This window comes from Brachybacterium netajii (SeqCode), from assembly GCF_054114245.1.
The window spans coordinates 37683-50433 of the sequence record NZ_JBSYXB010000001.1 but is presented as its reverse complement, the minus strand read 5'-3'; the positions used below and the strand labels follow the sequence as shown (position 1 = coordinate 50433).

The 12751-nt window shown below is 74.1% G+C and carries 13 protein-coding genes, 1 tRNA gene and 1 pseudogene; 9 read left to right on the top strand and 6 right to left on the bottom strand.

Going from position 1 to position 12751, the window contains the following annotated elements:
• Positions 1–42 precede the first annotated feature (42 nt).
• From ACXET9_RS00240 to ACXET9_RS00230, 3 genes are all read right to left on the bottom strand, one after another.
• Complete coding sequence (locus ACXET9_RS00240; RefSeq protein WP_457883762.1) at positions 43–765, bottom strand: SAF domain-containing protein; 723 nt, start codon at positions 763–765, stop codon at positions 43–45.
• A gap of 81 nt (positions 766–846) precedes the next feature.
• Positions 847–1197, bottom strand: a complete 351-nt coding sequence (locus ACXET9_RS00235; protein ID WP_457883760.1) for an FmdB family zinc ribbon protein — start codon at positions 1195–1197, stop codon at positions 847–849.
• Positions 1198–1277: 80 nt separating this feature from the next.
• On the bottom strand, positions 1278–1952 hold the full coding sequence (locus ACXET9_RS00230; RefSeq protein ID WP_457883758.1) for a 5-formyltetrahydrofolate cyclo-ligase: 675 nt from the start codon (positions 1950–1952) through the stop codon (positions 1278–1280).
• 83 nt (positions 1953–2035) lie between these two features.
• Here ACXET9_RS00230 and ACXET9_RS00225 point away from each other — a divergent pair, with 83 nt between their 5' ends.
• The 6 genes and pseudogenes from ACXET9_RS00225 (at position 2036) to ACXET9_RS00200 (ending at position 5361) form a co-directional block, all read left to right on the top strand.
• On the top strand, positions 2036–2692 hold the full coding sequence (locus ACXET9_RS00225; RefSeq protein ID WP_457883757.1) for a GNAT family N-acetyltransferase: 657 nt from the start codon (positions 2036–2038) through the stop codon (positions 2690–2692).
• Between the two features lie 76 nt (positions 2693–2768).
• Positions 2769–3656: a hypothetical protein gene (locus tag ACXET9_RS00220; RefSeq protein ID WP_457883755.1), complete on the top strand. Its 888-nt coding sequence runs from the start codon at positions 2769–2771 to the stop codon at positions 3654–3656.
• A 207-nt stretch (positions 3657–3863) separates the two neighbouring features.
• A complete protein-coding gene (locus ACXET9_RS00215) occupies positions 3864–4061 on the top strand; it encodes a hypothetical protein (protein WP_457883754.1) in 198 nt (65 codons plus the stop codon).
• Positions 4062–4072: 11 nt separating this feature from the next.
• Positions 4073–4417: pseudogene (locus ACXET9_RS00210) on the top strand (EamA/RhaT family transporter); the annotation flags it as partial.
• 115 nt (positions 4418–4532) lie between these two features.
• On the top strand, positions 4533–5030 hold the full coding sequence (locus ACXET9_RS00205) for an EamA family transporter (protein ID WP_457884952.1): 498 nt from the start codon (positions 4533–4535) through the stop codon (positions 5028–5030).
• A gap of 49 nt (positions 5031–5079) precedes the next feature.
• Positions 5080–5361 (top strand): hypothetical protein, encoded by a 282-nt coding sequence (locus tag ACXET9_RS00200; protein ID WP_457883752.1) that lies wholly within the window; start codon positions 5080–5082, stop codon positions 5359–5361.
• 64 nt (positions 5362–5425) lie between these two features.
• Here ACXET9_RS00200 and ACXET9_RS00195 read toward each other — a convergent pair whose 3' ends face one another.
• The gene (locus ACXET9_RS00195) at positions 5426–6595 is read right to left on the bottom strand and encodes a Mur ligase family protein (RefSeq protein ID WP_457883750.1); all 1170 of its coding nucleotides are present in this window, start codon (positions 6593–6595) and stop codon (positions 5426–5428) included.
• Between the two features lie 180 nt (positions 6596–6775).
• Between ACXET9_RS00195 and ACXET9_RS00190 the strand changes: the two genes are divergently transcribed.
• The 3 genes from ACXET9_RS00190 (at position 6776) to ACXET9_RS00180 (ending at position 8911) form a co-directional block, all read left to right on the top strand.
• Positions 6776–7594: an alpha/beta fold hydrolase gene (locus tag ACXET9_RS00190; protein WP_457883748.1), complete on the top strand. Its 819-nt coding sequence runs from the start codon at positions 6776–6778 to the stop codon at positions 7592–7594.
• A 135-nt stretch (positions 7595–7729) separates the two neighbouring features.
• Entirely contained in the window at positions 7730–8665 is a 936-nt protein-coding gene (locus ACXET9_RS00185; protein WP_457883747.1) for an inositol monophosphatase family protein, read from the top strand.
• A gap of 170 nt (positions 8666–8835) precedes the next feature.
• Positions 8836–8911, top strand: a tRNA-Ala gene (locus tag ACXET9_RS00180).
• 61 nt (positions 8912–8972) lie between these two features.
• Here the strand turns inward: ACXET9_RS00180 and ACXET9_RS00175 are convergent.
• Positions 8973–10481, bottom strand: coding sequence for an FAD-dependent oxidoreductase (locus tag ACXET9_RS00175; RefSeq protein ID WP_457883745.1), 1509 nt, complete (start codon positions 10479–10481; stop codon positions 8973–8975).
• Positions 10482–10511: 30 nt separating this feature from the next.
• On the bottom strand, positions 10512–12698 hold the full coding sequence (locus ACXET9_RS00170; RefSeq protein ID WP_457883743.1) for a molybdopterin oxidoreductase family protein: 2187 nt from the start codon (positions 12696–12698) through the stop codon (positions 10512–10514).
• Positions 12699–12751 lie beyond the last annotated feature (53 nt).

Sequence of the window (12751 nt, the reverse complement as noted above, 5' to 3'; positions counted from 1 at the left end):
GCGCCCCCCGACGCGTCCGCCGGCAGGCGGATCACGCTGACACTAACCGATGACGGAGACCGTGAACCACCCTTCGGACACGACACGCGCGAGCTCGGCCTCTTCGGCCAGATCGACGGCGACGAGGACCTCCACGTCGGAGCCGCCGGGGGATCCCAGATCGATGCTCGAGCCGGAGGCGGTCCCCGGGCCCTCCACGACGAGGACCTCGATGATCGTGTCGGCACCGTCGGCACGACCGCTGCCGGGCGACCCTGCGGAGCCGCCGGACCCGTCGGCATCGGACGTCCACCAGCTCTCCGCCCCGGTCGCGGACGATGCGGCGTGCACATGGAGCCGAGCCCCGGGCTCGAGACGGGAGGAGAGCGCGGCGGGTGCGGACAGCGCCAGCAGCGCCATCCCCTCGGGCACGGCCTCGCCGTCGGCGGTCAGCATGCCGGGCAGGAGGACGGTCCCGGCGGGCACCGCGACAGAGCTGCGACGGCCCCGCAGCGTGTCCGGGGAGTCGGCCGCCCCGGCGGGGACGAGGGCGTCGGCGACGCGGACGACGGTCAGATCGGCGGATCCGATCTCGGCGCCGGGAGCGATATCCCGGGCGGCGACGACGACGTCGGCGCCCCGATGCTCGGGCGGCATGAGCGCCGCGGCGAGGGACGGCGTCCCCGCGGCGAGGATGGAGACCGCCACGAGGAGCAGGAGGATGCGACGACGACGGCGGAGCGCGCGGCGCCAGCGGGGGAGGGAGGAGCGGAGTCGGTCGAGCATGCGAGCACGCTAGGCCTCACCGGGGAAGCTCGAAGGCCGGTCGCCCACCGTTGTGGACGACCGGCCTTCGGGGAGGAGTGCTCAGGAGGCGGCGGTGCCGCTCGCCGCAGGAGCCGGGGCGGAGGACGCCGGCGCGGCGGCGGGCGCGCTGCTCGAGGACCCGGCCGAGGAGCCGGTGGAGGGATCCGTCGAGGTCGCGGACGACGGCGCGGCCTGGCCTGAGGAGGGGCTCGCCACCGAGCGCGCTCCGGAGGTCTGGGAATCCGTGGAGTAGAAGCCGGAGCCCTTGAAGACGATCCCCACGGAGTCGAAGACCTTCCGCAGCGCCTCCTGGGCGCACTCGGGGCAGGTCGTGAGCGAGTCCTCGGTGAAGGACTGGTGCTGCTCGAACCGGTGACCGCAGTTCTTGCAGGCGTAGACGTAGGTGGGCACGCGGGTTCCTCCGGGATGGTCTGAAGGGGACGGCCGCCTCCGCGGCCGCCCTCGATTCTACGGCCGACGCCCCCGGCCGGTCAGGGAGTCCGCAGTGATACGCGTCCCGCGGCGGTCAGGGCCTCGGGGACCGGCACGTCATGGGCGGCGCGGGGGATCTCGCCGGCGGCGAGCACCTCATGGGGGTGGACGAGGACGAGGAGGGGCGTCGTCGGACGCAGGTGCCCGAAGGCGCGGTCGTAATATCCGCCGCCGTGACCGATCCGCGTGCCGGAGCGATCGACGGCCAGGGCGGGCGCGAGCACGAGATCGGCGCGGGCGAGGGCGTCGGCCCCGAGACGGGGTCCCGCCGGTTCGAAGCCGAAGCCCCGCCCCGCGGACGGAGCGAACGCCGAGGTCCCGTCCCAGGCGACCCAGTCGAGCTCCTCGCCTGCGCTGACGGGGAAGATCAGCCGGGCTCCCGCATCCGAGAGCGCACGCCACAGCGGCAGGGCATCGGGCTCCGTGGGCGTCGGGTGGAAGGCGGCGATGACCCGGCCGGGGGCGCCGTCGACGAGGTCCGCGGACCGGGCGAGCAGCTCGATGCCCTCGCGCCGGCGGCGCTCGGCGCCGTCGGCCCCGCCGTAGATCGCGCGCCGCCTCTCCCGCAGGGACCTGCGCAGGAGCGCCTTGCGCTCGACGACCGAGGCACGGTCCTCTCCGGAGCCCGACCCTGCATCCGGCCCGTCGGCTGCGCCGGCATCCGTCTCGTGCATCGCCTGCTCCCCTCGGTCGCTGCGGCCGGCCCGATCCGTCGGGGCCGCTCCTGCGACCAGGGTGCCATGCCTAGGATGGGCGGATGGCGCACGTGTGGCCGCTCACCCTGAGCGACGGGGACCTGATGCTCAGGCCCCTGCATCGCCGTGACCGCAGCGCCTTCGAGAGGCTGCGGCATCGCAACGAGGAGTGGCTGCGTCCGTGGGACGCGACCGATCCGGACGCCCTGGGCCGTCGTCCGCCCTTCAGCCTCCTCCGACGATGGGGGGAGTCCCAGGCGAGGCTCGGACTGCACCTGCCGCTCGTGATGGAGTCCGACGGGCGACTGCTGGGGCAGATCACGGCCGGGCCCATGCAGTACGGCGCGGTCCGCACGGCGGTCCTCGGGTACTGGATCGACCGCGGCCACGCGGGGCAGGGGATCGTGCCGCGGGCGGCGGCGCTCCTCATCGACCACCTCTTCGCCGATGTCGGCATGCATCGCGTGGAGATGACCGTGCGCCCGGAGAACGCGGCGAGCCTCCGGGTCGCGGAGAAGCTCCATCTGCGCGAGGAAGGGCTGCGACGGTCGGCGATCTTCGTCGACGGCGCGTGGCGGGATCATCTGGTGCTCGCGCTGTGCGCCGACGAGGTCGCCACGGACGACAGCGGCCGGGGGGTCCTCGAGCGCCTGCATCGCGAGCACCCGCGCGGAGGCAGCTCGGGATCCGGCGTGCACCATCAGCACGCCGGCGCCTGAGCAACCCGAGGAATCCTCCGACGACACGCCCGGAGTGTGACCAGCGGAACGACATCCGTGTCATTACCCTAGGTCCATGGAGCCCATCAACCTCGGGGCGGTGCTGTTCGTCCTCCTCCTCGTGCTGTGGCTGGGCTACGCCCTGCCCCGCACGGCGAGCCGTCGCGACGTGATGGGTCGTGCGCGTTCGGTCGAGACCGCCGAGCCCGGCTCGGAAGCCCGCGACCTCTCCGAGGCCGTCCACAACCGTCGTCCCTCCGCCCGAGAGGTGAGCCCCGCGATGTCCCAGGACCGACTTCTGCTGCGCCCGGCCGATCCCACCAGCCGCCCTCGCTTCGACGCCGCACCCGGACTGCGCGTGGACCCGATCGAGGAGCGCGCCCGTTCGCGGCGGCTGCTGACCGCGCTGCTCGTGGTGCTCATCGCGGTGGCCGTCGGCCTGACCGTGCTCGCCGTGCTGCAGATGGTGCATTGGGCGGCTCCGGTGATCGCCGTCGTCGGCGTCGGCGCGTATCTGGTCGGCCTGCGCCGCGCCGAGCTCGAGCGCCGCACCCGCGCGCGCCGCGCCGCGGCGATCGCCCGTCTCGAGGTCGCGGATCGGGCCGAGGCCGAGCGCGCCGCCCGTCGGGTCGCCGAGCAGCGACCGGCCGTTGAGCGCTCTCGCGAGGTCGTCCGGCGCACGTCCCTCGAGGACACCGAGCGGCGCGCGAGCGAGCATCTGACTACCCCGGGCGCATGGACGCCGCGCCCCGTGCCGCGGCCGACCTACGAGATGCGCGGAGAGGTCGACGATCTGGCGACGCGTCACGCGCAGCATCGCGAGAGCATCCGCTCCGCCACCACCGCCTATGAGGCGGCGGGCGTCGAGGAGGCCGAGGCCGCCGCCGAGGCCGTCGCGGACCAGGTCCCCGCTCCCGCTGTCGATCTGCGGCTGGACGAGGTCCTCGCGCGGCGTCGGGCCTGACCACGCGGTGTCGGGCCTCGCCCCGACGCGCCGACGTCGCGCGGCGCTTCTCCGCGCAGGGGATGACGGCGACGGGGATCGACGCGGTCATCGCCGAGGGACGCCTACCTCGACCATGCCGACGCGTCTCTCGAGAACGGCTTCCGGGGATGCGGTCTGCTGAATGCCGCCGCGGAGCTTCCTGCCGGATCGCCGGGCCGGATCGCCGTGCGCGCGCACAAGGAGCAGGTCGAGGCGATCCTCGCCGAGCATGTGCGCGAGGCGGGAGCCGACGACCCCGGCGCGCTCGCCGAGCACCTGTCGTTCCTCCTCGAGGGGGCGATGAGCAGGGCAGGCCTCGAGGGGGAGCGGCGTCGGCTCGAGTCGGCCTGCCGGATCGCCGCATCGCTGCTGGGCGGCCGGTGAACCGGGAGCGGATGCTGGGGATCGGCGCCGTCGCTCTGACCTCGCTGCTCTGGGGGACGACCGGTACCGCGGCGACCTTCGCCCCTCAGGCGGGGCCGCTCGCGATCGGTGCGGCCGCGCTCGGCATCGGCGGACTGCTGCAGGCGGCGATCGCCGTCGGATCCCTGCGCGCAGCGCTGCCGCTGCTCCGCGCCCGGGCTGGCATCGTCGCCGTCGGCGCGTTCGCAGTAGCGGTCTACCCGCTCGCCTTCTACAGCTCCATGCACCTCGCCGGAGTGGCGATCGGATCGGTCATCTCGCTCGCCTCGGCGCCGCTCGCCTCCGGGCTCCTCGAACGGATCGTCGACCGCACGCCCCTGAGCGGACGGTGGATGCTCGCCGCCGCCCTCGGCATCCTCGGCAGCGTTCTGCTCAGCGCCTCCTCCCTGCAGGGGGCGATGACTCGGGCGGCCGGAGCGGTCCTCCCCCGGCATTGGCCTCGGACTCATCGCCGGGCTCTCCTATGCGACCTACTCGTGGATCGTCCGACGCCTCATGGGGTGCGGGATCGAGCGCGCCGCAGCGATGGGGTCGGTGTTCGGCGGAGGAGGGCTCCTGCTGATGCCCGTCCTCGTGGTCACCGCCGCACCGCTCCTCGGCTCGCGCGAGTATCTGCTGGTCGCCGGGTACATGGCGCTCGTGCCGATGTTCGCCGGCTACGTCCTCTTCGGGATCGGTCTCGCGCGGATCACGGCGAGCACCGCGACCACGATCACCCTGACCGAGCCCGCCTTCGCGACGATCCTGGCCGTGCTCGTGGTCGGAGAGCAGCTCACCGGACTCGGATGGGCGGGCCTGGCGACGATCGCCGCCGCACTCGGAGCGCTGGTGCTCGCCCCGGGGAACGGATCGTCGGACTCCGCGATTCCCGCTCCTGGCCTCGGCGGAACCGGGGCCGTCGACGAGGACCCCTTGCGCGCCGACGCGTGACGCGGTTCACTCGGTGGCGCATCGGTCCGACGACACCGAGGGGGACACCATGACCGACGCACGCTCCGCATACGATCCCGACGGCGGGTATGACCCGGATGGTGGGTACGACCCGGATGGTGGGTATGACCCGGATGGTGGGTATGACCCGGACGGGGGCTATGAGCCCGACAGCGGGTATGACCCGGATGGTGGGTATGACCCGGATGGTGGGTATGACCCGGATGGTGGCTATGACCCGGATGGCGGGTATGACCCGGATGGTGGGTATGACCCGGACGGCGGGTACGACCCGGACGGGGGCTATGACCCCGACGGCGGCCTGATCTGACCTGACCGCTCGGTGCGGCGTCCGCGAGGTGGCGGGCGCCGCACCGCTCCGTGTCGGCGCACGGTCAGCTCCGGTCCAGGAGCTCCCGCAACACGGCGCGGTCATCGTGCGGCAGCTTCCGCGTCCCGACCAGCTGCGCGGACTCATCGCCCTTCCCGGCCACGAGCACCGTGTCCCCGGCGCGCGCCATCTCCCAGGCCGCGCGGATCGCATCGGAGCGCCGGGGGATCTCGATGCCGTCCGGGCACCCGGCCCGCACCTCCGCGCGGATCCGGCCCGGCGGCTCGCGCCGCGGGTTGTCATCGGTGAGGACCACGAGATCGGCGAGGTCCGCCGCGATCCGGCCCATCGGCGCCCGCTTCGAGCGATCCCTCTCGCCGCCCGCGCCGACGACCAGCAGCACCCGCCCCGAGGTCCGAGCGCGCACCGCCGTCAGCGCGGTGCGCAGCGCCCCCGGATTGTGCGCGGTGTCGACCATCGCGGTGACTCCATCCCGCTCGCCGACGATCTCGAGGCGCCCCGGGGGAGGGACCACCCGCGCGAGGGCGTCGGCGACCGCGACGGGATCCCGGCCGAGCGCGATCACGGCGCTCGCCGCGAGCAGCAGGTTCGTCACCGCCACCGCGTGCACCGTCGGCAGCTTGACCTCGTACCGCCGGGAGCCCACGCGCAGGCGTCCCCGCAGCACATCCCGCCCGTCGGCGCGGGCCTCCTCGGCCTGCTCGAGGGCGATATCGGAGCCCACCGTCAGCAGACGGGCGCCGCGTCGGGCGACGGCGTCGCGCACCAGGTCGCCGCGCGCGCAGTCCTCGGCGATCACGGCGATCCCGTCGGGACGCAGATGCTCCTCGACGAGCCGCAGCTTCGCTCCCCAGTAGTGCTCGAGGTCGCCGTGCACGTCCAGATGATCCTGCTCGAGACCGGTGCACACGGCCGCGTCGACCTCGACGTGCTCGAACAGGCCGTCCTTGAGGATCCCGACGAAGGCCTCGAGGGAGATCGCCTCGGCCCCGAGCGCCGCCTGCTCGGCGATCAGATCCGGGAGGAACCGCGCGGAGCGCCGGAACGCCGAGGGTCGGACCGCGCCGTGCACGTCCGTGATCCCCGTCGAGTCGCAGCCCGCGGCGCGCAGTCCGGTCGCGCGCATCAGCTGCAGGGTCGCGGTCGCGACGCTGGTCTTGCCGTTGGTGCCGGTGACCGCCGAGACCAGCGGGCGATCGACGGGTGCGGGCACGGGCTGGATCATCGGGTCCCCCTGGAGCGATGAGGGCGGCGCGGTCGGCCGCCGCGCACCATCCCACCACAGCGAGCGTCCGGACGCCTCCGGTACGCTCCGACCGGAACCGTCGGCCGCTCGTGCGACGCCGATGACGCCGGCGCAGCGCCGCCGCGGAGCACCCCGGGGAGGAGCCTCATGACCGGCAGCATCGTGCTGATCCACGCCGTCCGCTCCTCGCGGACCATGTGGAAGGGCCAGGTGCGGCGCCTGCGCGAGAAGGGCTTCGAGGTGCTCGCCCCGGACCTGCCCGGCCATGGGCGACGGCACGGCGAGGTGTTCACCCTCGAGGCCGCGCTCGCGACGATCGACGAGGCCGTCGGCCGATGCGCGGAGCCGCCGCTGCTCGTCGGCCTGTCCCTCGGCGGCTATCTCACGCTCCACTACGCGGGAACGCATCCGGGCCGGCTCGCCGGCGTCGTCGCCGCGGACTGCACCGTCGTGCCGGGGCCGGCGATGGCGCGGCTCTACGGGCTGTGGATGACGATGAAGGACTGGATCCCCGGGGACTCCGACGCCCGCGTGGCCCGCTCCTTCGCCCGCCGCCACTCGCCGAAGGCTGCGAAGCGCTACTACGGCGGCGGCCGCGCCCACGGGGTCATCCGCAACGTCGTCCGCACGATCGGTGCCCTCGACCTCCTCGCCGACGTCGCCGCGATCGACGTGCCGATCACCTTCGTCAACGGCGAGAACGATCCCTTCCGCCGCCACGAGGCGCTGTTCCTCGAGGCGGCCCGCGACGGCGAGCTCACGATCCTCGCCGACGCCGGGCACATCGCGAACCTCTCGCGCCCCAAGCGCTTCGCGAAGATCCTCCGTCGCTGCGCCGCGGCCGGAGACGGGGACGCGGTCCTCGGCACAGCGGCGATCCCGGCCGCCGCGACCGCGACTGCCCCACCTGCTCCGATTGCCCCACCTGCTCCGATGGCCGCGTCTGCTCCGACAGCCCCGTCCTGATCCGGCTCCGGCACGGGCGCTGTCGCCCGCTCCCTCCGCGAGCCGTCCGCGGTTCGTCCGCCCGGTGCCCTCCGGTCACCCGCCGCTCGTCGGACGGTCGGGCCCCGGGAATGCGGCCCGTCTAGGGTGGATCGTGTGAACACCGAGATCAGCACGCCCAGCACCGCATCCGACGAGACGACGCCCGCAGTCCCCACCCCGGAGCGACTGCGGCAGATCGCCGTCGCCGCCGCCCACGAGGCCGCCGAGTACATCCGGGGCCTGGACCGCGACGACCTCGCCCGCGAGTACAAGACCTCCAGCCACGACATCGTCACCGTGCACGACCGCGCGGCCGAGGACATCATCGTCGCGGCCCTCCGCCGCGAGCTGCCCACCTGCCGGATCGTCGGCGAGGAGGGCGGGGAGCGGCCCGCCGAGGACGTTCCCGCGGACGGCCCCGTCGTCAGCTTCTACGTCGACCCGATCGACGGCACCAGCAACTTCGCCGCCGGGCTCCCGCTATTCTGCGTCTCCGTCGGCGTCGCCGTGGACGACGAGCTCGTCGCCGGCGTCATCGACGCCCCGGTCCTCGGCACCGTGTTCTCCGCGGCCGACGGGCCGGCGCTGCTGAACGACGCCCCGATCTCCCCGCGCGCGACCCGCCCCGCCGCGGACGCGCTCATCATCTCCGGGTTCCCGGGCCACAACATCGCCCGCGAGTTCCCCGAGTTCACCGGACGCTCCACGGTCGTCCTCCACGAGGGCGTCTCCGCGGTCCGCCACCTCGGCACCGCGGCCCTCGAGCTCGCCTATGTCGCCGCCGGCTGGGCCGACGCGACGGGCCTGGGCACGATCAACCCCTGGGACATCGCCGCCGGGTTCCACATCCTGCGCCGGGCCGGGGGCTCCGTGCGCACCTGGCCCGGCCGCGACGGCGACGCCTCGCTGCCCGACCACCTCCAGCCCGCCTACGTCGCCTGCGCCGGCGAGGGCCGTCTCGAGGTGTTCGACCGCCTCCAGGACGAGCTCCAGCAGCTGCGGGACGACGCCTCGGCGGCCGCATCCTCGGCCGCCCCGACCGAGGGCTGAGGCCGAGGACCGGAACCGAGTCCGAGAGCGGGCGCCCGGTGCGCGTCGTCCCTGGCAGGGGGCGGAAGCGCGCGCCGGGCCGTCGACTGTGACGCTCGTCAATATGGACCCTCCCGGTTCGCGAGCACCCTCCGAGCGGTGCTAGCCTGTACGAGTCGTCACGGCGACCTGGGGCTATGGCGCAGTTGGTAGCGCGTCTCGTTCGCAATGAGAAGGTCGGGGGTTCGAATCCCCCTAGCTCCACCAGATGAACCCCCTGATCAGATACTGATCAGGGGGTTTTCTCGTGTGCCGGATGCGAGCCTCCTCAGGCCGGCTGCGGCTGGGCGGCGAGCGCGCCGCACAGCTCGGCGATCTGGCTGCGGCAGGTGCCGCAGCCGGTGCCCGCGCGGGTCGCCGCCGCCACGCCATCCGCACCGTCGGCGCCCTCGTGCACGGCGGTGCAGATGGCGCCCTTGGAGACGCCGTTGCACTGGCACACGATCTCCTCGTCGTCCATCTCGAGCACGGAGCGGGTCGGGGCGGTCGCGGCGGAGGAGGCGGGCAGGGGGCGCGCGACCAGGTGGATCGGATCCCGGGGGACGGGGGTGCGGCGGGTGAAGGCGGAGGAGAGCTCGGCGGCGACGTCGTCGTCCCCGATCACGGTGGCGGCGAGCAGGAGGCCGTCGCGGACGACGACCTCGGTGTAGCGGCCGCCGTCGGGGTCGGCGAGGCGCACGGAGCGCGGGGCGTGGGCGGAGGGGCCGGGCCGGTCGATCCGTCCCATGGTGACCATGGCGAAGCCGACGGACTTCACGCGCACGAGGTCGCCCTGGGTGCGGCGGTCCACGGGGGCGGAGGCCGTCGTCGGGGCGGCCGGCGTCTCGCCCCGGGCGATCGCCTCCCGATGGCGCGCCTGCGCGGTCCAGGCGTCGACGAGCCGTCGGGCCTGGTCCCAGCCCTGGGCGACGAGGCCGCTGGCCCCGTCGGGCGGCTGCGCGCAGTCGCCGATCGCGAAGATCGCCGGATCGGAGGGGGCGGCGAGATCGTCGCCGACGAGGATCCCGTGGGCGCAGTCCAGGCCCGCCTCGGCCGCGAGGGCGACGTTCGGAGTGGTGCCCGCGCACAGCACCAGCAGATCGGCGGGGCAGTAGGTGCCGTCGGAGAGCTCGAGGCCCGTCAGCCGGTCCTCGTGGCTGGTGGCGCGGACCGCGTTCACCCCGGTGACCACGGCGATGCCGAGCCGTTCGAGGGCGCCGACGAGGATCTCCGAGGCCTCCGGGTCGAGCTGGCGCTCCATGAGCCGGTCGCGGTGGTGGACGAGGGAGACCTCCATGCCGCGGGCGACGAGGCCGGTGGCGACCTCGAGCCCGAGCACGCCCGCGCCGAGCACGACGGCACGGCGGTCGGGGGCGACGGCCCCGAGGATCCGGTAGGCGTCGTCCATCTCCTTGAGCGCGGTGACGCCGTCGACGAGGGTCCCCAGGCGGCTGCGCAGCCAGGAGATCTGCGGGATCCGGGCGGCGGAGCCGGTGGCGAGGACGAGCCGGTCGTAGGGGTGGACCTCGCCGCGGGCGTCGAGGACCTCGCGCCGCTCGCGATCGATGGACACCGCCGCGACGCCGCGCAGGATGCGGGCGCGCTCGGGGTCCGCCTGGTCGAGGGCCAGCGTCGTCGGGTCCTTCTTCCCGGCGACGACGGAGGACAGCTGGACCCGGTTGTACGGGTCGTGGTCCTCCTGGCCGAGGATCGTCAGCTGCGTCTGCGGCAGCGCGGCGAGAAGATCCGCGGCGAACCGCGATCCCACCATCCCGTGCCCGATCACGACGACTCTCATGCGTGCTCCCTCCTCATGCGTGCTCCCTCCTCATGCGGGGCTCCAGCCCGGACGGCGCATCGGCACCACCTCGACCGCGGTCATCTTGAACTCCGGCATCCCCGAGAGCGGGTCCACTGCGTCGTTGGTCACCAGGTTCACGCTGCCCATGCCCGCGTAGTGGAACGGCATGAACACGGTGTCCGGGCGGATCGCCTCGGTGACCACCGCGGGTCCCTGCACCTCGCCGCGGCCGGTGCGCAGGAGCAGCGGGTCGCCGTCCTCGACGCCGAGGCGGTCGGCGAGCAGCGGATGGAGCTCCACGAAGGCCTCCGGACGGGCGGCCAGCAGCGAGGGCACGCGACGGGTCTGCGCGCCCGACTGGTACTGCTCGAGCAAGCGCCCGGTGATCAGGTGGATCGGGGCGTCGTCGCGCACGTCGTCCTGCGGGCCGTGATGGTCCACCGGGATCAGGCGCGCCCGGCCGTCGGGGGTCGGGAAGCGGTCCAGCAGCACGCGCGGCGTGCCCGGATGGTCGAGGGAGGGCACGGGCCACTGCATCGAGCCCTCCTCGTCCAGACGGCGATGGCTGAGCCCCGCGTAGTCGGCGCGGCCGCCGGCGCTCGCCCGCGCCAGCTCGTCGAACACGTCCGACGGATCCAGGGGGAAGGGCTCGGGGCGGCCGAGGCGATCGGCGAGCTCCCGCAGGATCCACAGCTCGCTGCGGGCCTCGCCCGGGGCATCGCGGGCCTTGCGCCGACGGATCACACGCCCCTCGAGGTTCGTCATCGTGCCCTCCTCCTCCGCCCACTGGAGGACCGGGAGGATCACGTCGGCCAGCAGAGCCGTCTCCGAGGGGAGCACATCGAGCACGACGAGCAGCTCGAGCGCCCCCAGCCGTTCGCGCACGCGGCCGGCGTTCGGCGCCGAGACGACCGGGTTCGCGCCGGCGAGCAGCAGGGCCGACGGGCCGTCGGCCGTGCCCAGCCGGTGGAGGAGGTCGACCGCGGGGACGCCGGGACCGGGCAGGGAATCAGGGTCCACGCCCCAGACCCGCGCCACATGCTCGCGATGCGCGGGATCCGCGATCGACCGGTAGCCGGGCAGCTGGTCCGCCTTCAGCCCGTGCTCGCGCCCGCCCTGACCGTTGCCCTGTCCGGTGATGGGTCCGTACCCGGAGCCTTCGCGGCCGACGAGCCCCAGCAGGAGCGCCAGATCGATGGTCGCCGTCACGGTCGCGGTGCCCTGCGTGGACTGCTCGACGCCGCGACCGGTCAGCAGATGCGCGCCGCGGCCGCCGCGGGCGGGGGAGGCGGCCGCGAGCAGGCGGGCGACCTCCCGCAGCCGCTCCGCACCGATCCCGCACACGCCCTCGGCGCGCTCGGGCCACCAGGCGGCGACGGAGCGTGCGAGGGCCTCGATCCCCGTGGTGCGCGCGGCGACGTACTCGGCGTCGAACAGCTCCTCGGCGAGCACGATGTGGATCAGCGCCAGCAGCACCACCAGGTCAGTGCCCGGGACCGGGGCCAGATGGATGCCGCCGCCGTCGGCCGTGAGCCGCGCGGTCGCGGACGCGCGCGGATCCATCACCACCAGCCCGCCGCGCTCGCGCACCCCCGCCAGATGCTGCACGAACGGCGGCATGGTCGCAGCGACGTTGGAGCCCAGCAGGACCACGCAGTCCGAGCCCCCGAGGTCGGCGAGCGGGAAGGGGAGGCCCCGGTCCAGGCCGAGCGAGCGGTTCGAGGCGGTCGCCGCGGCGGCCATGCAGAAGCGGCCGTTGTAGTCGATGAAGCGGGAGCCCAGCGTGACGCGCGTGAACTTGCCCAGCGCATATGCCTTCTCGTTCGTGAGGCCGCCGCCGCCGAACACGGCGACGCCGTCGGCCCCGTCGCGCTCCTGGATCTCGCGCAGCCGACCGGCGATCAGATCGAGGGCCTCGTCCCAGGAGGCGTCGCGGAAGCCGCCGTCCGCGGTGCGGATCCGCGGATGCAGGATCCGATCGGGCGCCGTGAGGACCTCGGCGCTGGTCCAGCCCTTGCGGCACAGGCCCCCGAGGTTCGTCGGGAAGTCGCGGCCGTCGACCGTCACCTCGCCGGACCCGCCGGCCGCCGCGCCCGGCACCACGCTCAGCGACTGCGCGCACTGCAGGGCGCAGTACGGGCAGTGCGTCGCCGTGGTGCCGGGGACGGTGCCGACGGTCGGCGCGGACTGCGAGGCGGCGGTCGACAGGCTCATGCCTCGAGAGTGCTCCCGACGCCGGGAGTGCTCAGCATCCGGTCAGCGCCCGG

Excerpts from the sequence above, each read along its gene's own strand:
- ACXET9_RS00240 (WP_457883762.1), bottom strand. The coding sequence starts at position 765 with ATGCTCGACCGACTCCGCTCCTCCCTCCCCCGCTGGCGCCGCGCGCTC.
- ACXET9_RS00175 (WP_457883745.1), bottom strand. The coding sequence starts at position 10,481 with ATGAGAGTCGTCGTGATCGGGCACGGGATGGTGGGATCGCGGTTCGCC.
- ACXET9_RS00230 (WP_457883758.1), bottom strand. The coding sequence starts at position 1,952 with ATGCACGAGACGGATGCCGGCGCAGCCGACGGGCCGGATGCAGGGTCG.
- ACXET9_RS00220 (WP_457883755.1), top strand. The coding sequence starts at position 2,769 with ATGGAGCCCATCAACCTCGGGGCGGTGCTGTTCGTCCTCCTCCTCGTG.
- ACXET9_RS00190 (WP_457883748.1), top strand. The coding sequence starts at position 6,776 with ATGACCGGCAGCATCGTGCTGATCCACGCCGTCCGCTCCTCGCGGACC.
- ACXET9_RS00170 (WP_457883743.1), bottom strand. The coding sequence starts at position 12,698 with ATGAGCCTGTCGACCGCCGCCTCGCAGTCCGCGCCGACCGTCGGCACC.
- ACXET9_RS00225 (WP_457883757.1), top strand. The coding sequence starts at position 2,036 with ATGGCGCACGTGTGGCCGCTCACCCTGAGCGACGGGGACCTGATGCTC.
- ACXET9_RS00200 (WP_457883752.1), top strand. The coding sequence starts at position 5,080 with ATGACCGACGCACGCTCCGCATACGATCCCGACGGCGGGTATGACCCG.